The 23,173-nt window shown below is 53.4% G+C and carries 21 protein-coding genes and 1 pseudogene; 15 read left to right on the top strand and 7 right to left on the bottom strand.

Annotated elements, in window-relative coordinates; all coding sequences use genetic code 11:
• Position 1: 1 nt before the first annotated feature.
• The 12 genes from murD to mutT all read left to right on the top strand — a co-directional run bounded on the left by murD (position 2) and on the right by mutT (position 14,520).
• Positions 2-1,318, top strand: coding sequence for a UDP-N-acetylmuramoyl-L-alanine--D-glutamate ligase (murD, locus tag OGV52_RS12000; RefSeq protein WP_200080189.1), 1,317 nt, complete (start codon positions 2-4; stop codon positions 1,316-1,318).
• Entirely contained in the window at positions 1,318-2,562 is a 1,245-nt protein-coding gene (gene ftsW, locus OGV52_RS11995) for a cell division protein FtsW (protein WP_016151696.1), read from the top strand. Before murD ends, ftsW begins: the two co-directional genes overlap by 1 nt.
• Positions 2,559-3,626 carry an undecaprenyldiphospho-muramoylpentapeptide beta-N-acetylglucosaminyltransferase gene (gene murG, locus OGV52_RS11990; protein WP_049281563.1) on the top strand — a complete coding sequence of 356 codons (1,068 nt, stop codon included), beginning with the start codon at positions 2,559-2,561 and terminating at the stop codon, positions 3,624-3,626. Before ftsW ends, murG begins: the two co-directional genes overlap by 4 nt.
• Before the next feature lie 51 nt (positions 3,627-3,677).
• Positions 3,678-5,153 (top strand): UDP-N-acetylmuramate--L-alanine ligase, encoded by a 1,476-nt coding sequence (murC, locus tag OGV52_RS11985; protein ID WP_016151698.1) that lies wholly within the window; start codon positions 3,678-3,680, stop codon positions 5,151-5,153.
• Positions 5,146-6,066: a D-alanine--D-alanine ligase gene (locus tag OGV52_RS11980; RefSeq protein WP_103766831.1), complete on the top strand. Its 921-nt coding sequence runs from the start codon at positions 5,146-5,148 to the stop codon at positions 6,064-6,066. The genes murC and OGV52_RS11980 overlap by 8 nt, the downstream gene beginning before the upstream one ends.
• A gap of 1 nt (position 6,067) precedes the next feature.
• Positions 6,068-6,901: a cell division protein FtsQ gene (ftsQ, locus tag OGV52_RS11975; protein ID WP_003018758.1), complete on the top strand. Its 834-nt coding sequence runs from the start codon at positions 6,068-6,070 to the stop codon at positions 6,899-6,901.
• Complete coding sequence (gene ftsA / locus OGV52_RS11970; RefSeq protein WP_003018755.1) at positions 6,898-8,160, top strand: cell division protein FtsA; 1,263 nt, start codon at positions 6,898-6,900, stop codon at positions 8,158-8,160. The genes ftsQ and ftsA overlap by 4 nt, the downstream gene beginning before the upstream one ends.
• 186 nt (positions 8,161-8,346) lie before the next feature.
• Positions 8,347-9,498, top strand: coding sequence for a cell division protein FtsZ (gene ftsZ / locus OGV52_RS11965; RefSeq protein WP_003018753.1), 1,152 nt, complete (start codon positions 8,347-8,349; stop codon positions 9,496-9,498).
• Between the two features lie 100 nt (positions 9,499-9,598).
• Positions 9,599-10,516 carry a UDP-3-O-acyl-N-acetylglucosamine deacetylase gene (gene lpxC, locus OGV52_RS11960; protein ID WP_006686706.1) on the top strand — a complete coding sequence of 306 codons (918 nt, stop codon included), beginning with the start codon at positions 9,599-9,601 and terminating at the stop codon, positions 10,514-10,516.
• A gap of 285 nt (positions 10,517-10,801) precedes the next feature.
• Positions 10,802-11,308 (top strand): secA translation cis-regulator SecM, encoded by a 507-nt coding sequence (gene secM, locus OGV52_RS11955; protein ID WP_029139762.1) that lies wholly within the window; start codon positions 10,802-10,804, stop codon positions 11,306-11,308.
• 60 nt (positions 11,309-11,368) lie between these two features.
• Positions 11,369-14,074 (top strand): preprotein translocase subunit SecA, encoded by a 2,706-nt coding sequence (gene secA / locus OGV52_RS11950; protein WP_016151702.1) that lies wholly within the window; start codon positions 11,369-11,371, stop codon positions 14,072-14,074.
• Between the two features lie 56 nt (positions 14,075-14,130).
• On the top strand, positions 14,131-14,520 hold the full coding sequence (gene mutT / locus OGV52_RS11945) for an 8-oxo-dGTP diphosphatase MutT (RefSeq protein ID WP_046275370.1): 390 nt from the start codon (positions 14,131-14,133) through the stop codon (positions 14,518-14,520).
• A gap of 88 nt (positions 14,521-14,608) precedes the next feature.
• On the opposite strand, the gene yacG is transcribed toward mutT, so the two are convergent.
• From yacG to coaE, 3 genes are read right to left on the bottom strand one after another with little or no spacing between them, the layout of a single operon-like run.
• Positions 14,609-14,803: a DNA gyrase inhibitor YacG gene (gene yacG, locus OGV52_RS11940; protein WP_016151704.1), complete on the bottom strand. Its 195-nt coding sequence runs from the start codon at positions 14,801-14,803 to the stop codon at positions 14,609-14,611.
• A 9-nt stretch (positions 14,804-14,812) separates the two neighbouring features.
• On the bottom strand, positions 14,813-15,556 hold the full coding sequence (zapD, locus tag OGV52_RS11935; protein WP_016151705.1) for a cell division protein ZapD: 744 nt from the start codon (positions 15,554-15,556) through the stop codon (positions 14,813-14,815).
• Entirely contained in the window at positions 15,556-16,176 is a 621-nt protein-coding gene (coaE, locus tag OGV52_RS11930) for a dephospho-CoA kinase (RefSeq protein ID WP_016155692.1), read from the bottom strand. Before coaE ends, zapD begins: the two co-directional genes overlap by 1 nt.
• A 225-nt stretch (positions 16,177-16,401) precedes the next feature.
• On the opposite strand from coaE, the gene OGV52_RS11925 reads away from it, so the two are divergent.
• The gene (locus OGV52_RS11925) at positions 16,402-17,445 is read left to right on the top strand and encodes a GMP reductase (protein ID WP_003829510.1); all 1,044 of its coding nucleotides are present in this window, start codon (positions 16,402-16,404) and stop codon (positions 17,443-17,445) included.
• Positions 17,446-17,500: 55 nt separating this feature from the next.
• On the opposite strand, the gene hofC is transcribed toward OGV52_RS11925, so the two are convergent.
• From hofC to nadC, 4 genes are all read right to left on the bottom strand, one after another.
• Positions 17,501-18,703: a protein transport protein HofC gene (gene hofC / locus OGV52_RS11920; protein ID WP_181221204.1), complete on the bottom strand. Its 1,203-nt coding sequence runs from the start codon at positions 18,701-18,703 to the stop codon at positions 17,501-17,503.
• Complete coding sequence (gspE, locus tag OGV52_RS11915; protein ID WP_047499859.1) at positions 18,693-20,078, bottom strand: type II secretion system protein GspE; 1,386 nt, start codon at positions 20,076-20,078, stop codon at positions 18,693-18,695. Before gspE ends, hofC begins: the two co-directional genes overlap by 11 nt.
• Before the next feature lie 9 nt (positions 20,079-20,087).
• Entirely contained in the window at positions 20,088-20,525 is a 438-nt protein-coding gene (gene ppdD, locus OGV52_RS11910; RefSeq protein ID WP_141875910.1) for a prepilin peptidase-dependent pilin, read from the bottom strand.
• Between the two features lie 242 nt (positions 20,526-20,767).
• Positions 20,768-21,661: a carboxylating nicotinate-nucleotide diphosphorylase gene (gene nadC, locus OGV52_RS11905; protein WP_016151711.1), complete on the bottom strand. Its 894-nt coding sequence runs from the start codon at positions 21,659-21,661 to the stop codon at positions 20,768-20,770.
• Between the two features lie 87 nt (positions 21,662-21,748).
• Between nadC and ampD the strand changes: the two are divergent.
• Together ampD and ampE are read left to right on the top strand one after the other, a co-directional pair.
• Positions 21,749-22,319, top strand: a pseudogene (gene ampD, locus OGV52_RS11900) (1,6-anhydro-N-acetylmuramyl-L-alanine amidase AmpD).
• Complete coding sequence (gene ampE, locus OGV52_RS11895; protein ID WP_016155697.1) at positions 22,316-23,170, top strand: beta-lactamase regulator AmpE; 855 nt, start codon at positions 22,316-22,318, stop codon at positions 23,168-23,170. Before ampD ends, ampE begins: the two are co-directional and overlap by 4 nt.
• Positions 23,171-23,173 lie beyond the last annotated feature (3 nt).

Below are 23,173 nucleotides of genomic sequence, written 5' to 3'. Positions count from 1 at the left end.
CATGGCTGATTACCAGGGTAAAAAAGTCGTCATTATCGGTCTGGGTTTGACCGGGCTGTCCTGCGTGGATTTCTTCCTGGCGCGTGGCGTGACGCCGCGCGTAATGGATACCCGCGCGACGCCGCCGGGCCTGGACAAATTACCGGAAGCGGTTGAGCGTCATGTTGGCAGCCTGAATGATGACTGGCTGCTGGCCGCTGATCTTATTGTCGCCAGCCCTGGTATTGCCCTGGCGCATCCTTCGTTGAGCGCCGCCGCCGATGCGGGAATTGAAATTGTCGGCGACATTGAGCTGTTCTGTCGCGAAGCACAGGCACCGATCGTCGCGATCACCGGTTCCAACGGGAAAAGCACAGTCACTACGCTGGTAGGTGAGATGGCGAAAGCGGCCGGTGTGAACGTGGGGGTTGGCGGTAATATTGGCCTGCCCGCGCTGATGCTGCTGGATGACGAACGTGAGCTGTATGTTCTGGAACTGTCGAGCTTCCAACTGGAAACGACCTCCAGCTTACAAGCCGTAGCCGCTACCATTTTGAACGTCACCGAAGACCATATGGACAGATATCCGTTTGGCTTGCAGCAGTACCGTGCGGCCAAACTGCGCGTCTATGAAAACGCGAAAGTGTGTGTGGTCAACGCTGATGATGCGCTGACCATGCCGGTTCGCGGGGCGGATGAGCGTTGCGTGAGCTTTGGCATCAACATGGGTGACTATCACCTGAACCGTCAGCAGGGCGAAACCTGGCTGCGAGTGAAGGGTGAAAAAGTCCTTAACGTAAAAGAGATGACGCTTTCCGGTCAGCATAACTATACCAACGCCCTGGCTGCGCTGGCGCTGGCGGATGCTGCGGGTCTGCCGCGGGCGTCGAGCCTGAAAGCGCTCACCACGTTTACCGGTCTGGCGCACCGTTTTCAGACTGTGCTTGAGCACAACGGCGTGCGCTGGATTAACGATTCTAAAGCCACCAACGTCGGCAGCACTGAAGCCGCGCTGAATGGCCTGCACGTTGACGGTACGTTGCACCTGTTGCTGGGGGGAGACGGGAAATCCGCTGACTTTACGCCGCTGCAACGATACCTGACCGGCGACAACGTTCGTCTGTATTGCTTTGGTCGCGATGGCGCGCAGCTTGCCGCTCTGCGACCTGACGTTACGGAACAAACTGAAACCATGGAGCAGGCAATGCGTCTGCTCGCACCGCGCGTGAAGCCGGGCGATATGGTGCTGTTGTCGCCCGCCTGTGCCAGCCTCGACCAGTTCAAGAACTTTGAGCAACGCGGTGACGTCTTTACCCGCCTGGCGAAGGAGTTGGGTTGATGCGCTTATCTCTCCCTCGTCTGAGAATGCCGCGCTTACCGGGACTGGGTATCCTGGCGTGGGTCTTCGCGGCACTTAAAGGCTGGGTGATGGCTTCGCGTGATAAAGACGCGGATAGCCTGATCATGTATGACCGCATGCTGCTGTGGTTGACCTTTGGTCTGGCAGCGATCGGTTTTGTGATGGTGACATCGGCATCGATGCCCGTAGGGCAACGCCTGGCGGGCGATCCTTTCCTGTTTGCTAAGCGTGATGCACTGTACATCTTCCTCGCCTTCTGCCTGGCGATGGTGACGCTGCGTCTGCCGATGGAGTTCTGGCAAAAGTACAGTACGACGATGCTGATAGCCTCGATCATCATGCTGCTGATTGTGCTGGTGGTGGGTAGCTCCGTTAACGGGGCGTCGCGCTGGATTGCGCTGGGGCCGCTGCGTATTCAGCCTGCGGAATTTACCAAGCTGTCGCTGTTCTGTTACCTCGCCAACTACCTGGTGCGTAAAGTTGATGAAGTGCGTAACAACCTGCGCGGTTTCTTAAAACCGATGGGCGTGATCCTGGTACTGGCTATTTTACTGCTGGCACAGCCTGACCTTGGTACGGTGGTGGTGCTGTTCGTCACTACTCTGGCGATGCTGTTTCTCGCCGGAGCGAAACTGTGGCAGTTCATTGCCATTATCGGCATGGGGATTTCAGCGGTCGTGCTGCTGATCCTTGCCGAACCGTATCGTATTCGCCGCGTAACCTCTTTCTGGAACCCATGGGAAGATCCGTTCGGCAGTGGCTACCAGCTGACGCAATCCCTGATGGCCTTTGGTCGCGGTGAGGTTTGGGGGCAGGGCTTAGGTAATTCAGTCCAAAAACTGGAGTATTTACCAGAAGCGCACACCGACTTCATCTTCGCCATCATTGGGGAAGAGCTGGGTTATATCGGTGTGGTATTGGCACTTTTAATGGTATTCTTCGTCGCTTTTCGCGCGATGTCGATTGGCCGTAAGGCGTTGGAAATTGACCACCGTTTTTCAGGCTTTTTAGCCTGCTCTATCGGGATCTGGTTTAGCTTCCAGGCACTGGTAAACGTCGGTGCGGCTGCGGGTATGCTGCCAACCAAAGGTCTGACGCTGCCGCTGATCAGTTATGGTGGTTCAAGTTTGTTGATTATGTCGACGGCCATCATGTTTTTGTTACGTATTGATTATGAAACGCGTCTGGAAAAAGCCCAGGCGTTTACACGAGGTGCACGATGAGTGGTCAACCGAAGCGGTTAATGGTGATGGCAGGCGGTACCGGCGGGCATGTGTTCCCGGGGCTGGCGGTCGCGCACCATTTAATGGCCCAGGGCTGGCAGGTTCGTTGGCTGGGCACCGCCGATCGTATGGAAGCGGACTTAGTGCCAAAACACGGCATTGAAATTGACTTTATTCGCATCTCCGGTTTGCGTGGCAAAGGCGTCAATGCGCTGCTGGCTGCACCTGTGCGTATTTTTAATGCCTGGCGTCAGGCGCGCGCCATCATGAAGCAGTTTAAACCCGATGTGGTGCTGGGTATGGGCGGCTACGTGTCTGGCCCTGGCGGTCTGGCGGCCTGGTCATTAGGTATTCCGGTTGTACTGCATGAGCAGAACGGCATTGCGGGATTAACTAACAAATGGCTGGCGAAGATTGCCACTACGGTGATGCAGGCTTTTCCTGGCGCTTTCCCGAATGCGGAAGTGGTGGGCAACCCGGTGCGCACTGACGTGCTGGCGCTGCCGTTGCCAAAAGTGCGCCTGGCCGGGCGTGAAGGTCCGGTTCGTGTATTGGTCGTCGGGGGATCTCAGGGCGCACGCGTACTGAACCAGACGATGCCGCAGGTTGCCGCAAAGCTTGGCGACGCGGTGACTATCTGGCATCAGAGCGGCAAAGGCGCGCAGCAGACCGTTGAACAGGCGTATGCCGACGCGGGACAACCGCAGCACAAGGTCACTGAGTTTATTGATGATATGGCAGCGGCCTACGCGTGGGCTGATGTCGTGGTTTGTCGCTCAGGCGCGCTGACGGTGAGCGAAATTGCCGCCGCGGGTTTGCCTGCGCTGTTTGTGCCGTTCCAGCACAAAGACAGACAGCAGTATTGGAATGCGCTGCCGCTGGAGAAAGCGGGCGCCGCCAAAATTCTGGAGCAGCCGCAGTTTACTGTGGATGCCGTCGCCAGCACCCTTGCCGGGTGGTCGCGAGAAACGTTATTAACCATGGCAGAACGTGCGCGCGCCGCATCCATACCGGATGCCACAGAGCGCGTTGCAAATGAAGTGAGCCGGGCTGCCCGGGCGTAATTGTGGTGATGCCTTTTGCATCGCATGAACTAAGAAGTTAATGGCTAAAGAATGAATACACAACAACTGGCAAAACTGCGTTCCATCGTGCCCGAAATGCGTCGCGTTCGGCACATTCACTTTGTCGGCATCGGTGGTGCTGGTATGGGCGGTATTGCCGAAGTTTTGGCCAATGAAGGTTATCAGATCAGCGGTTCTGACTTAGCGCCGAATCCTGTGACGCAGCAGTTGACGAATCTGGGGGCCACGATTTTCTTCAACCATCGCCCGGAAAACGTGCGCGATGCGAGCGTGGTGGTGGTATCCAGCGCTATTTCTGCGGATAACCCGGAAATTGTTGCAGCGCATGAAGCACGTATTCCGGTGATTCGTCGTGCTGAAATGCTGGCGGAGTTAATGCGTTTTCGTCACGGTATTGCTATTGCCGGGACGCACGGTAAAACCACGACTACGGCAATGGTCTCCAGCATCTACGCGGAAGCGGGTCTGGATCCCACTTTTGTCAACGGCGGTCTGGTGAAGGCTGCAGGCGTGCATGCGCGCCTGGGTCATAGCCGTTATTTGATTGCTGAAGCGGATGAGAGCGACGCGTCGTTCCTACATTTGCAGCCGATGGTGGCGATTGTCACCAATATCGAAGCTGACCACATGGATACCTACCATGGCGACTTCGAAAATTTAAAGCAGACGTTTATTAATTTCCTGCATAACTTGCCGTTTTATGGTCGTGCGGTGATGTGCGTTGACGATCCGGTGATCCGCGAACTGTTACCGCGAGTTGGGCGTCAAACCACAACCTATGGTTTCAGTGATGATGCCGATGTGCGCGTTGAAGATTACCAGCAGATTGGTCCACAAGGACACTTCACGCTGGTGCGTCAGGGGATGGCCGATTTACGAGTTACGTTAAACGCGCCGGGTCGTCACAATGCACTGAACGCGGCGGCGGCAGTGGCGGTCGCGACGGAAGAAGGTATTGAAGACGACGCTATTCTGCGCGCGCTGGAAAGTTTCCAGGGTACCGGACGTCGTTTTGACTTCCTCGGCGAATTCCCGCTTGAGCCGGTGAACGGTAAAGCCGGGACCGCGATGCTGGTTGATGATTATGGCCACCACCCAACGGAAGTGGACGCTACGATTAAAGCCGCGCGCGCGGGTTGGCCGGACAAAAACCTGGTGATGCTGTTCCAGCCGCACCGTTTTACGCGTACTCGCGATCTGTACGACGACTTTGCCAACGTGCTGACCCAGGTCGATGCGCTGTTGATGCTGGATGTGTATGCCGCGGGCGAAGCCGCGATTCCGGGTGCCGACAGCCGCTCGTTGTGCCGTACGATTCGTGGCCGCGGTAAGATCGATCCGATTCTGGTATCCGATCCGGCCCAGGTGGCAGAAATGCTGGCACCCGTATTAACCGGCAACGATCTGATTTTGGTGCAGGGCGCTGGAAATATCGGCAAAATCGCGCGTTCCTTAGCTGAAATCAAACTGAAGCCGCAAAACCCGGAGGAAGAACAACATGGCTGATAAAATCGCGGTCCTGTTAGGGGGAACCTCCGCTGAGCGTGAAGTATCGCTGAATTCAGGCGCGGCCGTATTGGCAGGGTTACGCGAAGGTGGTGTAGATGCCCATCCGGTTGACCCTAAAGAGGTCGATGTCACTCTTCTGAAATCTATGGGGTTTCAGAAGGTGTTTATTGCGCTGCACGGTCGTGGCGGTGAAGATGGCACATTGCAGGGCATGCTGGAGCTGATTGGCCTGCCGTATACCGGCAGCGGCGTCATGGCTTCCGCGATTTCAATGGACAAACTGCGCAGCAAGTTGCTGTGGCAGGGCGCAGGTTTACCCGTCGCCCCATGGGTTGCGCTGACCCGCGCTGAGTTCGAAAAAGGTCTTAGCGATGAAGCAGTTACAAAAATTTCTGCGTTAGGCTTGCCGTTGATTGTAAAGCCAAGCCGTGAAGGTTCCAGCGTAGGGATGTCAAAAGTTGAAGAAGAAAATGCTTTGCAGGGTGCATTAGCATTGGCTTTTCAGCATGATGAAGAAGTACTGATTGAAAAATGGCTCAGTGGCCCGGAATTTACAGTTGCGATACTTGGCGAAGAAATTTTACCGTCAATACGTATCCAACCCGCGGGAACCTTCTATGATTATGAGGCGAAGTATCTCTCTGATGAGACACAATATTTCTGCCCTGCTGGTCTGGAAGTCGAACAAGAGGCCCTTTTACAGGAATTAGTCCTGAAAGCGTGGACTGCATTGGGCTGTAAAGGTTGGGGTCGCATTGACGTCATGCTGGACAGCGATGGCCAGTTTTATCTGCTGGAAGCGAATACCTCTCCGGGTATGACCAGCCACAGCCTGGTGCCGATGGCGGCGCGTCAGGCGGGCCTGAGCTTCTCGCAGTTGGTGGTAAGAATTCTGGAGTTGGCGGACTGATATGTCGCAGGCTGCGCTGAACACGCGAAACGGTGATGAAGAAGAAGTAAACTCCTCACGCCGCAATAATGGAACGCGTCTTGCAGGAATACTGTTCCTGCTGACAGTGCTGTGCACCGTGTTTGTCAGCGGCTGGGTAGTGTTGGGATGGATGGAAGATGCGCAGCGCCTGCCATTGTCAAAACTGGTGTTAACCGGTGAACGGCATTACACGCGCAATGATGATATCCGTCAGTCCATCCTGGCGCTGGGCGCTCCGGGAACATTTATGACTCAGGATGTGAACATCATCCAGAGTCAGATTGAACGCCTCCCCTGGATCAAACAGGCGAGCGTCAGAAAGCAATGGCCTGATGAATTGAAGATTCATCTGGTTGAATATGTGCCAATAGCGCGTTGGAATGACCAACATATGGTGGATGCCGAAGGAAATACCTTCAGTGTCCCAACCGGTCGGGCCAATAAGCAGGTATTACCTATGTTGTACGGACCGGAAGGCAGCGCAAGTGAAGTGCTGCAAGGGTTCCGCGATATGGGGCAGGTGCTGGCTAAGGACAGATTCACCCTGAAGGAAGCGGCAATGACCGCTCGTCGTTCCTGGCAGTTGACGCTGAATAACGATATTAAGCTGAATCTGGGCAGGGGCGATACGATAAAACGTTTGGCTCGCTTTGTGGAACTCTACCCGGTTTTACAGCAGCAGGCGCAAACCGATGGCAAACGGATTAGCTACGTTGATTTGCGTTATGACTCAGGAGCGGCAGTAGGCTGGGTTCCCTTGCCTCCTGAGGAATCTAATCAGCAACAGAATCAGGCACAGGCAGAACAACAATGATCAAGGCGACGGACAGAAAACTGGTAGTTGGACTGGAGATTGGCACCGCGAAGGTAGCCGCTTTAGTAGGGGAAGTTCTGCCCGACGGTATGGTCAATATCATTGGCGTGGGCAGTTGCCCATCGCGAGGTATGGATAAAGGCGGGGTGAATGACCTTGAGTCAGTGGTGAAGTGCGTACAGCGCGCCATTGACCAGGCTGAACTGATGGCAGATTGCCAGATCTCTTCAGTGTATCTGGCGCTTTCCGGTAAACATATTAGCTGTCAGAATGAAATTGGTATGGTGCCCATTTCCGAAGAGGAAGTGACGCAGGAAGATGTGGAAAACGTGGTACATACGGCAAAATCCGTACGCGTTCGCGATGAACATCGTGTTCTGCACGTCATCCCGCAGGAATACGCCATCGACTACCAGGAAGGTATCAAAAATCCGGTCGGTCTTTCCGGTGTGCGTATGCAGGCAAAAGTCCATCTTATTACCTGCCACAACGACATGGCGAAGAATATTGTCAAAGCCGTTGAACGTTGTGGTCTGAAAGTTGACCAACTGATTTTTGCCGGGTTGGCAGCCAGTTATTCCGTATTGACGGAAGATGAACGTGAACTGGGTGTCTGCGTGGTGGATATTGGTGGTGGTACAATGGACATCGCCGTTTATACTGGCGGGGCGTTGCGCCACACTAAAGTTATCCCTTATGCAGGGAATGTCGTGACCAGCGATATCGCGTATGCCTTTGGTACGCCGCCGAGCGATGCTGAAGCCATCAAAGTGCGTCATGGCTGCGCACTGGGTTCCATCGTGGGTAAAGACGAGAGCGTTGAAGTGCCAAGCGTTGGTGGTCGTCCGCCGCGTAGCCTGCAACGTCAGACTCTGGCAGAGGTCATTGAGCCGCGTTATACCGAGCTGCTCAACCTGGTCAACGAAGAAATTTTGCAATTACAAGAACAGCTTCGCCAGCAGGGTGTGAAACATCATCTGGCGGCGGGGATTGTGTTAACCGGCGGCGCTGCGCAAATTGAAGGTCTTGCGGCCTGCGCACAGCGTGTGTTCCATACACAAGTACGTATTGGCGCACCGCTGAATATTACCGGTCTGACGGATTATGCCCAAGAGCCGTATTATTCAACGGCGGTAGGGCTGCTGCACTACGGGAAAGAATCCCATTTAAGTGGTGAGGCTGAAGTAGAAAAGCGCGTAACTGCCTCGGTCGGATCGTGGATCAAGCGACTGAATAGCTGGTTACGTAAAGAGTTTTAATTTTTAAAGAGACCGACGCAAATTAACGGTCTCAGGCGACAGGCACTACACAAAGTCATTCAAGTTGCATCGCGGCGGCAACTGAGCGAATCTCCTGGAGCATAGTTTACTATGTCACGGGAGTGAGTGAAGGCAGCCAACAACGAGGCGGCTTGAAGGATGAAGTGTAAAACGGAGAGAGAAACTATGTTTGAACCTATGGAACTAACCAACGACGCGGTGATTAAAGTCATCGGCGTCGGTGGCGGCGGCGGTAATGCCGTTGAACACATGGTGCGTGAGCGCATCGAAGGTGTTGAATTCTTCGCGGTGAATACCGACGCTCAGGCGTTGCGTAAAACGGCGGTTGGACAGACCATTCAGATTGGTAGCGGCATCACCAAAGGTCTGGGCGCGGGTGCAAACCCGGAAGTCGGTCGTAATGCGGCAGACGAAGATCGCGAAGCTCTGCGCGCAGCGCTTGACGGCGCAGACATGGTGTTTATCGCAGCTGGCATGGGCGGCGGTACCGGTACCGGTGCAGCGCCAGTGGTAGCTGAAGTCGCAAAAGATTTAGGTATCCTGACCGTTGCTGTCGTGACTAAGCCTTTCAACTTTGAAGGCAAGAAGCGTATGGCATTCGCGGAGCAGGGTATCACCGAGCTGTCCAAACACGTGGACTCTCTGATCACTATCCCGAACGACAAGCTGCTGAAAGTACTGGGCCGTGGTATCTCCCTGCTGGATGCATTTGGCGCAGCGAACGACGTGCTGAAAGGCGCAGTCCAGGGTATCGCTGAACTGATTACTCGTCCAGGCCTGATGAACGTCGACTTTGCAGACGTGCGCACCGTGATGTCCGAAATGGGCTACGCGATGATGGGTTCTGGCGTGGCGAGCGGTGAAGACCGTGCAGAAGAAGCGGCTGAAATGGCTATCTCTTCTCCGCTGCTGGAAGATATCGATCTGTCCGGCGCACGCGGCGTGCTGGTTAACATTACTGCGGGCTTCGACCTGCGTCTGGATGAGTTCGAAACCGTGGGTAACACGATTCGTGCCTTTGCATCGGATAACGCAACTGTGGTTATCGGTACCTCTCTGGACCCGGATATGAACGACGAACTGCGCGTGACCGTTGTTGCGACTGGAATTGGTATGGACAAGCGTCCTGAAATCACTCTGGTGACCAACAAACAGGTACAGCAGCCGGTAATGGATCGTTACCAGCAGCACGGTATGGCGCCGTTGACGCAAGAGCAGAAACCGGTAGCGAAAGTGGTTAACGACAATACGCCGCAAACCACGAAAGAGCCGGATTATCTGGATATCCCTGCATTCCTGCGTAAGCAAGCTGATTAAGAATTAGCTGGAATTTGGGAATTGTGGCTCTTTGTGCTAAACTGGCCCACCGAATGTATAGTACACTTCGGTTGGATAGGTAATTTGGCGAGATTATACGATGATCAAACAAAGGACTCTTAAACGTATCGTTCAGGCGACTGGCGTCGGTTTGCATACCGGCAAAAAAGTCACCCTGACATTACGCCCTGCGCCGGCCAACACCGGGGTCATCTATCGTCGCACCGACTTGAATCCTCCGGTAGATTTCCCGGCCGATGCCAAATCTGTGCGTGATACCATGCTCTGTACGTGTCTGGTCAATGAGCATGATGTGCGGATTTCAACCGTAGAGCACCTTAATGCTGCTCTGGCGGGCTTAGGTATCGATAACATCGTTATTGAAGTTAACGCCCCGGAAATCCCGATTATGGATGGCAGTGCCGCTCCGTTCGTTTACCTGCTGCTTGATGCAGGTATTGAAGAACTGAGCAGCGCCAAAAAATTTGTTCGCATCAAAGAGACCGTTCGTGTCGAAGATGGCGATAAGTGGGCTGAGTTTAAGCCGTATAATGGTTTTACGTTGGATTTCACCATCGACTTTAACCATCCGGCGATCGACTCCAGTACGCAGCGCTACGCGATGAACTTCTCTGCGGATGCGTTCATGCGCCAGATCAGCCGCGCGCGTACTTTCGGCTTCATGCGTGATATCGAATATCTGCAGTCCCGCGGCCTGTGCCTGGGCGGCAGCTTCGATTGTGCCATCGTTGTTGACGATTATCGCGTATTGAACGAAGACGGCCTGCGTTTTGAAGACGAATTCGTTCGTCACAAAATGCTCGACGCGATTGGTGACTTGTTCATGTGTGGTCACAACATTATTGGTGCATTCACCGCGTATAAATCCGGTCATGCACTGAATAACAAACTATTGCAGGCAGTCCTGGCAAAACAGGAAGCCTGGGAATATGTGACCTTCCAGGACGATGCAGAACTGCCGTTGGCGTTCAAAGCACCTTCGACTGTACTGGCATAACGACATACGCTGTCGCATAAATTCGACTGGTAAATCTGGCACTCTCTCCGGCCAGGTGAGCCAGTCGTTTTTTTATCTTCCGATTGCAAAACCACCTTATCTGAAGCGACTTTTTCCCCACCGACAGATTAAAACACCGTTCGATCGCTGCTTTCTTAAGCATATTTACCCGCGACTTGCTGTCATTACTGCTGTGGAGCGTACGCTTTAATGGTAATATTTATGCGCAAAAAAATGGTTTTGCATTTGTAACCCCAAACGCAGGGTATATCAGGTGGCAATAACGTGAGTGGAATACTGACGCGTTGGCGACAGTTAGGCAGACGGTACTTCTGGCCGCATCTCCTGTTGGGGATGGTCGCGGCTAGTTTTGGCCTGCCTGCGCTCGGTAATGCTGCTGAACCTAATACTCCCGCGAAGGCGACCGCCAGCAATCACGATCAATCTGCCAAAGTTAACTTTAGCCAGCTTGCTTTGCTGGAGGCGACCAATCGCCGCCCGAATTTTACCGTTGACTACTGGCATCAGCATGCCATTCGTACGGTCATTCGCCATCTTTCTTTTGCTATGGCTCCTCAGGCGCTGCCTGTTGCCGAAGAGCCGTTGCCAATCCAGGCGCACCATCTTGCGTTACTGAATACGCTCAGCGCGATGCTGACGCAAGAAGGCAGACCGCCCGCGACCGTGAGTCGCGTGACATATGCCCATTTTACCTCTCAGGCCGCATTTAGCGTTCCGGTCTGGATCAGCCAGCTGCAGGGTATCCGTGCTGGCCCTCAACGCCTCAGCTAAAAAAGAACCTTCCAACTTATAATTTTTGACTCCGCATCGCGGGGCGTTTGAGATTTTATTATGCTAATCAAATTATTAACAAAAGTATTCGGTAGCCGTAACGAGCGTACGCTGCGTCGTATGCGTAAAGTGGTCAATGTCATCAATGCAATGGAACCGGAGATGGAAAAACTCTCCGATGATGAACTGAAAGCGAAGACCGCTGAATTCCGCGCCCGTCTGGAAAAAGGCGCCAGCGTTGAAAGCCTGATCCCGGAAGCGTTCGCGGTGGTCCGCGAAGCGAGTAAGCGTGTGTTCGGCATGCGTCATTTCGACGTACAGCTGCTGGGTGGTATGGTGCTTAACGATCGCTGCATCGCGGAAATGCGTACCGGTGAAGGTAAAACCCTGACCGCAACGCTGCCAGCCTACCTCAACGCCTTAAGCGGGAAAGGTGTACACGTGGTTACCGTGAACGACTACCTGGCTCAGCGTGACGCCGAAAATAACCGCCCGCTGTTTGAATTCCTCGGCATGACCGTGGGTATCAACATGTCTGGCCTGCCTGCGCCAGCCAAGCGTGAAGCCTACAATGCCGATATTACTTACGGTACCAACAACGAATACGGCTTTGACTACCTGCGCGACAACATGGCGTTTAGTCCGGAAGAGCGCGTTCAGCGTAAACTGCATTATGCGCTGGTCGATGAAGTCGACTCCATCCTGATCGATGAAGCGCGTACGCCGCTGATCATTTCCGGTCCGGCTGAAGACAGCTCGGAAATGTATAAAAAAGTGAATAAAATCATCCCGCACCTGATTCGTCAGGAGAAGGACGATTCCGACACGTTCCAGGGGGAAGGCCACTTCTCTGTTGATGAGAAAGCGCGCCAGGTCAACCTGACCGAACGTGGTCTGGTACTGATTGAAGAGCTGTTGGTTAACGAAGGCATTATGGATGAGGGCGAGTCGCTGTACTCTCCGGGCAACATTATGCTGATGCACCACGTGACTGCTGCACTGCGCGCGCACGTGCTGTTTACCCGCGACGTTGACTATATCGTGAAAGACGGCGAAGTTATCATCGTCGACGAACACACCGGTCGTACCATGCAGGGCCGCCGCTGGTCCGATGGTCTGCACCAGGCTGTTGAAGCCAAAGAAGGCGTAGATATCCAAAACGAGAACCAGACGCTGGCATCTATTACCTTCCAGAACTACTTCCGTTTGTACGAAAAACTGGCCGGTATGACCGGTACAGCAGATACTGAAGCCTTTGAATTCAGCTCCATTTACAAACTGGATACCGTGGTTGTGCCGACCAACCGCCCGATGATCCGTAAGGATTTACCGGATCTGGTGTACATGACTGAAGCGGAAAAAATTCAGGCGATCATTGAAGATATTAAAGAGCGTACCGCAAATGGCCAGCCGGTGCTGGTTGGTACTATCTCTATTGAAAAATCGGAAGTGGTTTCTAATGAGCTGAACAAGGCGGGTATCAAACACAACGTTCTGAACGCCAAGTTCCACGCCAACGAAGCCGCAATCGTCGCCCAGGCGGGTTACCCGTCCGCCGTGACTATCGCGACAAACATGGCGGGTCGTGGTACCGATATCGTGCTGGGTGGTAGCTGGCAGGCGGAAATTGCCGAGCTGGAAGACCCGACTCCAGAACAAATCGCGCAGATAAAAGCTGAGTGGCAGGTACGCCATGATGCGGTGTTAGCTGCAGGCGGTTTACATATTATCGGTACCGAGCGTCACGAATCTCGTCGTATAGATAACCAGCTGCGTGGTCGTTCTGGTCGTCAGGGGGATGCAGGGTCTTCTCGTTTCTATCTGTCGATGGAAGATGCGCTGATGCGTATTTTTGCTTCTGACCGCGTGTCCGGCATGATGCGTAAACTGGGCATGAAGCCTGGTGAAGCGATTGAACACCCGTGGGTGACTAAAGCGATTGCAAACGCACAGCGTAAAGTAGAAAGCCGCAACTTCGATATTCGTAAGCAACTGCTGGAATATGATGACGTTGCCAATGACCAGCGTCGCGCAATCTACACCCAGCGTAACGAACTGCTGGACGTAACTGACGTTAGCGAAACCATTAATAGCATCCGTGAGGATGTCTTCAAAGCGACGATTGATGCCTATATTCCGCCGCAGTCTCTGGAAGAAATGTGGGATATCCCGGGTCTGCAGGAACGTCTGAAAAACGACTTCGATCTGGAAATGCCTATTTCAGAGTGGCTGGATAAAGAGCCTGAGCTGCATGAGGAAACGCTGCGCGAACGTATTCTGGCAAACGCCATCGAAGTTTATCAGCGTAAAGAAGAAGTTGTGGGCGCGGAGATGATGCGTCACTTCGAAAAAGGCGTGATGCTGCAAACTCTCGATTCTCTGTGGAAAGAGCACCTTGCGGCGATGGATTACCTGCGTCAGGGTATCCACCTGCGTGGTTATGCGCAAAAAGATCCGAAGCAGGAATACAAGCGTGAATCCTTCTCTATGTTTGCATCAATGCTGGAATCACTGAAGTACGAAGTGATCAGTACCCTGAGCAAAGTTCAGGTACGTATGCCTGAAGAAGTAGAAGCGATGGAGCAGCAACGTCGTGAAGACGCTGAACGTTTAGCGCAGATGCAGCAGTTGAGCCATAAAGGTGACGATTCTGCCGCGGCAGAAGAGCTGGCAGCACAAACTGGCGATCGTAAAGTGGGTCGTAACGATCCGTGTCCTTGCGGTTCCGGGAAAAAGTACAAACAGTGCCATGGCCGTCTGAGCTAAGAAAATAACTTACTGAAAAGGCGCAGAATTCTGCGCCTTTTTTATGGACTATAAAGATGAAAATACTGCAGATCGCCGTCGGGATTATTCGCAACCAGCACCATGAAATTTTTATAACCCAGCGTGCGGCTGATGCCCACATGGCAAATAAGCTGGAGTTCCCCGGCGGGAAAATTGAAGCAGGCGAAACGCCGGAGCAGGCGCTGATTCGCGAGTTACAGGAAGAAGTAGGCATTACGCCGACTCAAAGCTCACTGTTCGAAAAGCTGGAGTACCAGTTTCCGGACCGGCATATCACTCTGTGGTTCTGGCTGGTTGAAAGCTGGGAAGGCGAACCGTGGGGGAAAGAGGGGCAACCGGCGCAGTGGATTGCGCAAGATGCTCTGAATGCAGAAGATTTTCCGCCTGCGAATGCGCCGGTAATTGAAAAGCTGATTGCTGGATAAAGGTGTTCCTAGGCCGGATTAGGCAACCCCACCATCCGGCAAATTAGGGCGGGGTCGCTACGCTTGCCCGCCCTACGTTTTAGCTGAATTACTTCTGCTCTTCACTCCAGTCGTCGTTTTCCGACAGATCACCAGAGCTTGGGATACGTTTCTCTTCTGCGGCCCACTCACCCAGATCGATTAACTGGCAGCGCTTGCTGCAGAATGGGCGAAACGGGCTGACTTCACCCCACACTACGGGTTTGCCGCAGGTTGGGCAGTTGACGATGGTTTGTTCAGACATGTTGACTCCTTAACAGCACGCCAGATCAAAATCGAGACGCTCAGGCACCTGGCCATTCTCGCTATCCAGCGGCATAAAGCGAATGGCAAAGCGGCTCTTATGACCAGAAATTTGCGGATAAAGCTGCGAATCAAGCGGCAGCTGCAAGCGAAGCAGATCGGCATCTTCGCCGTTGTCCTGATAAAAACCATTCAAGCTGGTTTGCTTACGGAATGGCGCAGAGTTGCGAATTAAATCCAGCACCAGGGACAGTGCCTGATTGAGCGGATTCAGACTTGCAAGCCATGTTTCAACCTGCGCGTCGCGATGCGACTGCGGTAGATGTAACCAAATATGCAGGGTCGGCAGATCGAAACTGCAGCATCCGCCTGGAATGCTTAAACGCTGACGTACAAGGCCAATCAGACGATCTTCGCGCAGCGTCTGTCCAATACGCGGAGCCGAAATCAGAATGCTGCCCGCGCTTTTTAACTGCTGGCGCAATGCGTCGATCCTGTTTTGATCGACGCCGGGAACTTCAACCCAGGCCTGGAGTTTACGCTGTTGTCTTTCCAGCTCTTTGAGGAGTTCGGTACGGACTTCGCCGCGTTCAAAGACATCCAGTAAGTCTCCGATGTTGCGGAAAAAATGCAGTGCGCCTGCATGGTCCGCTATGGGTACATTAACGGAGAGCTGTTGGATTAAAAACTCAATGCGCAGCCATGTACGCATCTTCTCATTGAGAGGGTGTTCAAAAAGGACCTGGGTGTGCATTACGGTTTTTCCTGTGAGACAAACTGCAACGCGCATTGCAAATAGAGCGCGTGCAGGCGGGCGACATCCGAGGCGATGGCCTCCGGTGCGCCATTATTATCAATAACATCGTCTGCCACGGCCAGACGCGCTTCGCGCGTTGCCTGGGCAGCAAGAATTTGTTCAACATGCTCACGCGTGACGTCATCGCGCTGCATAGTGCGTCTGAGCTGTGTCTCGGGGGTAACATCCACCACGAGTACGCGGTTGGCTTTTTTATACAGCGAATTTTCCACCAGCAAAGGTACAACCCACAACAGATAAGGGGAGGTTGCTTGCTGAAACTGGCGCTGCGTTTCCTGCTGAATAAGCGGATGGAGCAGGGCATTCAGCCAGCTTTTCTCCTCAGGACTGGAAAAAATGCGTTCGCGTAAAATGCGTCGCTGCAACGATCCGTCGGCAGCTATAACTTCGGTACCAAAATGTTCTTCGATCGCCTTAAGGGCTGGGGTACCGGGTTCAACCACCTGGCGCGCAATAATATCTGCATCAATGACGTTTATTCCGAGGTCAGCGAACGCATTTGCAACGGTACTTTTACCACTGCCAATGCCGCCGGTTAAGGCTACCGTATACCTCATAGATGCAGATCCTGGAGTTTAAGTTTGATTATCAAACAGTTAAAAGTTAAGCGTGCGACGGCGAGGCTGCTGCAGGATTAACCTACTATTCGCCAGGTAAATTTATGGGATTGTAGCGTAAAAAAAGAGAATTTCGCAGTCTTGCGCGGCATTGATTAGTGCGTATGATAGCGTCACTGGAGTTGTGAGTTTCGATTTTTCGCCATTAACCCCAGGAATCCGCACATGCGTATCGAAGAAGATCTGAAGTTAGGTTTCAAAGACGTTCTTATCCGCCCTAAGCGTTCTACTCTCAAAAGCCGTTCCGATGTTGAGCTGGAACGTCAATTTACCTTTAAGCACTCAGGTCAGACCTGGTCCGGCGTACCGATTATTGCCGCGAACATGGACACTGTCGGGACGTTTGCCATGGCAACGGCGCTGGCATCCTTCGACATCCTGACTGCGGTACACAAACACTATTCTGTTGAAGACTGGGCTGCTTTCATCGCAGAGAGCTCTGCTGATGTGCTCAAACATGTAATGGTTTCAACCGGTACCTCTGATGCCGATTTCGAAAAAACCAAACAGATTCTGGCGCTCAACCCGGCGCTGAACTTTATCTGCATTGATGTGGCAAATGGCTACTCAGAGCATTTTGTTCAGTTTGTGTCGAAAGCGCGTGAAGCATGGCCGACAAAAACAATTTGTGCGGGCAATGTGGTTACTGGAGAAATGTGTGAAGAGCTGGTACTTTCCGGCGCGGACATTGTTAAAGTCGGCATTGGCCCGGGGTCTGTATGTACCACACGTGTAAAAACCGGCGTTGGCTACCCACAGCTTTCTGCGGTTATTGAATGTGCCGATGCAGCTCACGGTCTGGGCGGCATGATTGTCAGTGACGGCGGCTGCACAATGCCGGGTGACGTGGCAAAAGCGTTCGGCGGTGGCGCGGACTTCGTTATGCTCGGCGGTATGTTGGCCGGTCATGAAGAAAGCGGCGGAAAAATTGTTGAAGAGAACGGTGAGAAATTCATGCTGTTCTACGGCATGAGCTCTGAATCAGCCATGACGCGTCACGTCGGTGGTGTTGCACAATACCGCGCTGCGGAAGGTAAAACCGTTAAGTTGCCTCTGCGTGGCCCGGTTGATAACACTGCACGCGATATCCTTGGTGGCCTGCGTTCTGCCTGTACCTATGTCGGTGCATCTCGCCTGAAAGAACTGACCAAACGTACAACGTTTATTCGTGTACAGGAACAAGAAAACCGCGTTTTCAATAGCCTGTAAGAACAGGTAGTACTATGACATGCCGGATAAGCTGTGCGCCATCCGGCATTTGAATTTATCCCCCCCCGCTCATCGCATCTCCTAAATGAAAAATCGGCAAATACATCGCAACGACCAGCGTACCGATTATCAGCCCCGTAATGACCAGTAACGCAGGCTCGAGTAGTGCAGCCAGATTCTCTGCCTGAGACAATGTTTTCTCGCCGTGGTGATAGGCGAGATTACGCAGCATTACATCCAGCGAGCCGGAAGCCTCACCTGTTCTGACCAACTGTATGCACAATGGGCTGAATTCACCGCAATTTTTGAGTGCTAACCAGACCGGTTTTCCGGCGCTGATGTCGTGATGTACCTGCGCTAAGCGTTGCGACCAGAAAGGGTTGGCCAACGTTTCAGTGACGCTCTCAAGGCCTTGCAGAAAAGGAATACCTGCATTTTGCGTTAACGCCAGAACAGTGAAGATCTGCGTGAGCTTTTGCCCTCTCACCATCGGCCCTATGACCGGGAAGCCGAGCAGCAATTTCTGGCGCAGAGTGAGCCAGTATGGCTTCTGCTTCATCAGGTGATATGCCGCACCCGCTACCAGGATGAATGCTCCCGCCAGCCATCCCCATTGGCTGCTAAAATGCGCGATGGCAATAATCCACTGAGTGAGTGCCGGTAGCGGGGTGTTAAACGTCTGGTAAATGGCGGCAAACTCAGGGAGTACAAACTGCAGCATCGCGAATACCACCATCACTGCCATCGTGATGATGAATATCGGATAGCGTAGGGCTTTTTTAACTTTATCCGCCAGTTGCTGTTGATTCTTCTGCTGGCGAGCGAGTTCAAAGCAGCAGTCGTCCAGCTTACCCGTAAGCTCTCCGGTACGGATCATTGCCTGATAAAGAGGCGGAAAAACGTGTTGCCACTGAGATAGCGAGGTGGAGAGAGAAATACCCTGTTCCATATCGTGAGCCAGCGTGCGCAGTAGCGCTTGCCATTGGCTGCTGGGATGCTGTTCAGCCAACAAAGCTAAACTTGCCGAGAGTGTTAGCCCTGCTTTCAGCAACGTCGCCAGTTGATGTATGGTTTCAGCGCTTTTTTCACGGCTCCATTGTGAGGCTTTGACACGCATACGATTAATGCGCAGCGGCGTAATATGCCGTTGCTCGAGAGCAAGCATCAATGAGGGGCGGGTATCGGCCCAAAGTACGCCTTCCAGTGGATTACCTTCGTTGCTAATACCTTGCCAGCGCCAAAGCAGTTTAGCTGACATGGGGCATGCCCAGTACGCGTACCAACTCTTCAAATGTTGTTAACCCTTGTTCGACGGCCTTGCAACCATTTTCGAAAAGCGTGCTCATCCCCAGTTGCTGAGCATTCGATTCCACTCCGTCTACGGACGTACCGTTGGCGATGCTCTGGCGCAATGCAGGTGTAACGGGGAGAACTTCAAACAATGCCGTACGGCCATAAAATCCGTGATAGCAATGTTGGCAGCCCGGAGCCTTCCAACGAGGCAGTGGCGTAGGCCAGATCGCTTCCGGGAGCATGATCGGCGTTTCCAGACGTTGTCGGCAATGGGGACACAATTTTCTCACCAACCGCTGCGCAATAACGAGCGTCAGCGCGGAGGCGATCATCCAGCGTGCAACCCCCATTTGCTGCAAGCGTATTAGTGTTTCTGTGGTGGAATTGGTATGCAGTGTTGATAGAACCAGATGACCGGTTTGTGCGGCTTTAAGGGCTATTTCAGCCGTTTCGCCATCACGGATTTCACCCACCATGATAATGTCGGGATCCTGACGCAGCAGCGCGCGCAATACTCCCTGAAAAGTGAGACCGGCACGTGGATGAATTTGTGTTTGGTTAAGACCTGCGATCGGGATCTCGACTGGATCTTCCACGCTACAGAGGTTAACGTCCGGAGTGTTTCGGGTCTGCAGCGCACTGTACAGCGTGACCGTTTTACCGCTTCCGGTCGGTCCGGTGACCAGAATCAGCCCCTGAGGCTGCTGCAACGCTTGTGAAAATGCTGCCAGCTGCGCGTCCTGCATTCCCAGCGCGGTGATTTCCAGCGCTTGATCGACCTGATGCAGTAGCCGTAGCACCACTTTTTCGCCAAAGCGACAGGGCAGGGTGGCGATGCGAAACGAGACCGGCTCTCCTGAAATCTCAACGGTAAACTGGCCGTCTTGCGCAAGTCGGTGCTCGGCAATATCCAGACTGCCTAAAACTTTTAGTCTGGCAGTGATGGCGATACCCATCTCGGTCGTGACGTCCGGTAAAGCATGCAGTACGCCATCCACACGTAATCTGATGCGATAGTGATTTTCCGCTGGCTCAAAATGAATATCAGAAGCTCGTTGCACCAGAGCGGATTGAAACGTCTGATTCAGCAAATCTGCTGCGCTGGCGCTGCTTTTCGTGACCACTGCCGGAAGCATTTTCTGTGGCGTATGCGTGTGGCCTTCCATTTGCTGACGCGTCCAACAGACGATGTCGATACGTCGTGTGGTGGCAAAATGCAGTGCGTCCAGCAATTCGTGGGACGGAGCGTCCACGACGGCGATGTGCACCACTTCATTGTCTGCATCCAGTAATATTCCCTGATGACGTTGGCACAGCGCCGTAAGTTGGGTGGTATTCATCTCTTTTCCTTAATTGATATCGAAACGGAAAACGTCTTCACAGGCCTGTTGCAATGCGCTGTCATTCGGGATAACGCAGTTACGACTCCAGCCGGTAATACCGTTGGCATTGTCCCAACCCGGCGTCATGGTGATGCTTAACCCGTTCAGGCTTTCTTGTCCGCTGAGGCTGACCACCCCTTTTTCAACGCTCATGGCTGAGACATAACGGGTGGTGGCTGGAGAAGGGATGCCATTCGTTCCGGCATCACAGGTTGTTGTTCCGCCATGCTCCAGCGCACAGAGCTCAACCGCCGTGCGATAGGGAACAAAGGTTTGCAGCATGTCTGTTAACGCAGCTTTGCGCAGATAGTTTTGATAAGCCGGAATACCGATGGCGCTAAGGATGGCAATAATGCCAATGACCACCATGAGTTCGATAAGTGTGAAGCCTCGTTGCTTGTCCATCGTTCGCTCCTTGAGTTAGCTGGCGCTACTTTGGCAAACGCTCGGGGTCACGGCGAGAGGCAAAAAACAGAACGGGAAGGCGGGTTCCGAGGATTTTTATGAAATTACAGAGTCAGACAACGTATTTGCGAAGAGGCTCGAAGAAACAGCCGTATGGCGGCGTAAACGCTTATCCGGCCGATAGAAAAACCGGCGTGATGGGCCCGATAAGTGAAAGTACTATCGGGCTAAACCATCAGTAATTAGCGAAAACGCATAGAGAGATCGAGCGCGCGAACATGCTTGGTCAGCGCGCCAACAGAGATGAAATCCACGCCGGTTTCAGCAAATTCGCGCAGAGTTTCATGAGTGACGTTACCCGACACTTCCAGACGCGCCTGGCCGTTGGTGCGTTTTACCGCTTCCCGCATTTGGTCAGTTTCGAAGTTATCGAGCATGATGATGTCGGCCCCTGCTTTCAGCGCGTCGTCCAGTTCATCCAGGCTTTCTACTTCGACTTCAACCGGCACATCCGGGTGCAGCCAGAAGGCTTTTTCAACGGCCTGACGTACCGAACCTGAAGCAATAATGTGGTTTTCTTTAATCAGGAAAGCGTCAGAAAGGCCCAGACGATGATTCGCGCCGCCGCCGCATAATACGGCGTATTTCAGCGCGGTACGCAGCCCCGGCAGAGTTTTACGTGTATCCAGCAGTTGGGTTTTTGTTCCCGCCAGCAGGTCGACATATTTACGCACCTCGCTCGCCACACCTGAAAGCGTCTGTACAAAATTAAGCGCGGTACGTTCGCCGGTTAGCAGCACGCGGGAAGGGCCGTCCAGTTCAAATAGCGGCTGATTGGCCTTAATGCTGTCGCCATCTTCGACATGCCAGGTGATGTTGACATCATCGCCAGCCAGTTGAATAAAGACCTCTTCAACCCAACGTTTTCCACAAAAAACGCCATCTTCGCGGGTGATCACGGTGGCGTGGGAGCGCATCTCCGCGGGTAAAAGCTGTGCGGTGATATCGTTATTGGCATCAACTTCTCCGCCTAAATCTTCACGCAGCGCCTGAGCTACAGCGGCAGGGATATCCAGATTTATGCGTTCCAACAGCGCGTCACGTCGGTAGTCAGGGTTATAGCGGCGAGGCGGCATGATAAAACTCCAAATTGCTAACGAATCATAAGGTGGAAACATGCTACCCTGAACCTGATATGAGCACCACCAATAAGGAGATTCTGCATGTTGTTAGACGAGGGCTGGCTGGCAGAGGCGCGACGCGTTCCCTCTCCTCATTACGATTGCCGCCCGGATGACGAAAACCCTTCTCTGCTGGTGGTGCATAATATCAGCCTGCCGCCTGCCGCCTGGCGAGTTTGGCGGCCCGTGGATCGATGCGCTGTTTACGGGCACGATTGATCCCAATGCCCATCCTTATTTTGCCGGGATCGCCCATTTGCGCGTTTCGGCACATTGTTTAATTCGCCGTGACGGTGAAATCGTGCAGTATGTCCCCTTTGATAAACGCGCCTGGCATGCTGGCGTGTCGAACTATCAAGGCCGCGAACGCTGTAATGATTTCTCAATTGGTATTGAGCTGGAAGGGACGGATACGCTGGCCTATACCGATGCGCAGTATCAGCAACTGGCAGCCGTGACGAATGCCCTGATTACGCGTTATCCGGCCATTGCCAACAACATGACAGGACATTGCAATATTGCGCCCGAGCGTAAGACCGATCCCGGGCCCTCTTTTGACTGGGCAAGGTTTCGCGCCCTGGTCACCCCCTCGTCGCACAAGGAGATGACATGACGCTGTTTACAACATTACTGGTGTTGATTGTTGAACGCCTGTTTAAGCTGGGTGAGCACTGGCAGCTTGATCACCGGGTTGAAGCTTTTTTCCGCCGGGTGAAGCATTTTTCGATGATGCGTACGGTAGGCATGGCCCTTATTGCGATGGGGGTGACGTTCCTGCTGCTGCGCGCACTTCAAGGCCTGTTGTTTAACGTGCCTTTGCTGGTGGCGTGGATCTTAATTGGTTTGCTGTGCATCGGCGCTGGCAAGACGCGTCTTCATTATCATGCCTATCTGAACGCGGCTGCTCGCGATGACGCTCACGCCCGTGAAGCGATGGCCAGCGAGCTGACCCTGATTCATGGGATTCCGCCTGAGTGCGATGAGCGTGAGTTCTTGCGCGAACTGCAGAACGCGCTGTTATGGAACAACTTTCGCTTTTATCTGGCGCCGTTATTCTGGCTGATTGTCGGTGGCCCGTGGGGACCGGTGACGCTGGTGGGTTATGCCTTTCTACGTGCCTGGCAGTCCTGGCTGGCGCGCTATCAGACGCCACACCAGCGTTTGCAATCAGGTATCGATGCGATCCTGCATGTGCTGGACTGGATCCCGGTGCGCCTGGCGGGTGTCGTCTATGCGCTGCTGGGGCACGGCGAGAAGGCGTTGCCTGCCTGGTTTGCGTCGCTGGCGGATCTGCATACTTCGCAATATCAGGTGCTTACTCGCCTTGCGCAGTTTTCTTTAGCGCGTGAACCACATACCGATAAAGTCGCAACGCCAAAAGCCGCGGTTTCGATGGCGAAGAAGACCTCGTTTGTGGTGGTGGTGGTCATTGCCGTGCTGACCATTTATGGAACATTAATTTAAGCC

Source organism: Citrobacter sp. Cb041 (assembly GCF_030336655.1).
Lineage (GTDB): Bacteria > Pseudomonadota > Gammaproteobacteria > Enterobacterales > Enterobacteriaceae > Citrobacter > Citrobacter braakii.
Note: the sequence above shows the minus strand (reverse complement) of the source record. Positions and strands in the feature narration are given on the sequence as shown.

Coding starts and splice junctions, on each gene's coding strand:
- OGV52_RS11925 (WP_003829510.1), top strand. CDS start 16,402: ATGCGTATCGAAGAAGATCTGAAGTTAGGTTTCAAAGACGTTCTTATC.
- nadC (WP_016151711.1), bottom strand. CDS start 21,661: ATGCCGCCTCGCCGCTATAACCCTGACTACCGACGTGACGCGCTGTTG.
- ampE (WP_016155697.1), top strand. CDS start 22,316: ATGACGCTGTTTACAACATTACTGGTGTTGATTGTTGAACGCCTGTTT.
- murD (WP_200080189.1), top strand. CDS start 2: ATGGCTGATTACCAGGGTAAAAAAGTCGTCATTATCGGTCTGGGTTTG.
- murC (WP_016151698.1), top strand. CDS start 3,678: ATGAATACACAACAACTGGCAAAACTGCGTTCCATCGTGCCCGAAATG.
- lpxC (WP_006686706.1), top strand. CDS start 9,599: ATGATCAAACAAAGGACTCTTAAACGTATCGTTCAGGCGACTGGCGTC.
- coaE (WP_016155692.1), bottom strand. CDS start 16,176: ATGAGGTATACGGTAGCCTTAACCGGCGGCATTGGCAGTGGTAAAAGT.
- yacG (WP_016151704.1), bottom strand. CDS start 14,803: ATGTCTGAACAAACCATCGTCAACTGCCCAACCTGCGGCAAACCCGTA.
- ftsQ (WP_003018758.1), top strand. CDS start 6,068: ATGTCGCAGGCTGCGCTGAACACGCGAAACGGTGATGAAGAAGAAGTA.
- zapD (WP_016151705.1), bottom strand. CDS start 15,556: ATGCACACCCAGGTCCTTTTTGAACACCCTCTCAATGAGAAGATGCGT.
- secA (WP_016151702.1), top strand. CDS start 11,369: ATGCTAATCAAATTATTAACAAAAGTATTCGGTAGCCGTAACGAGCGT.
- ppdD (WP_141875910.1), bottom strand. CDS start 20,525: ATGGACAAGCAACGAGGCTTCACACTTATCGAACTCATGGTGGTCATT.
- hofC (WP_181221204.1), bottom strand. CDS start 18,703: ATGTCAGCTAAACTGCTTTGGCGCTGGCAAGGTATTAGCAACGAAGGT.
- ftsZ (WP_003018753.1), top strand. CDS start 8,347: ATGTTTGAACCTATGGAACTAACCAACGACGCGGTGATTAAAGTCATC.
- gspE (WP_047499859.1), bottom strand. CDS start 20,078: ATGAATACCACCCAACTTACGGCGCTGTGCCAACGTCATCAGGGAATA.
- murG (WP_049281563.1), top strand. CDS start 2,559: ATGAGTGGTCAACCGAAGCGGTTAATGGTGATGGCAGGCGGTACCGGC.
- OGV52_RS11980 (WP_103766831.1), top strand. CDS start 5,146: ATGGCTGATAAAATCGCGGTCCTGTTAGGGGGAACCTCCGCTGAGCGT.
- mutT (WP_046275370.1), top strand. CDS start 14,131: ATGAAAATACTGCAGATCGCCGTCGGGATTATTCGCAACCAGCACCAT.
- ftsW (WP_016151696.1), top strand. CDS start 1,318: ATGCGCTTATCTCTCCCTCGTCTGAGAATGCCGCGCTTACCGGGACTG.
- ftsA (WP_003018755.1), top strand. CDS start 6,898: ATGATCAAGGCGACGGACAGAAAACTGGTAGTTGGACTGGAGATTGGC.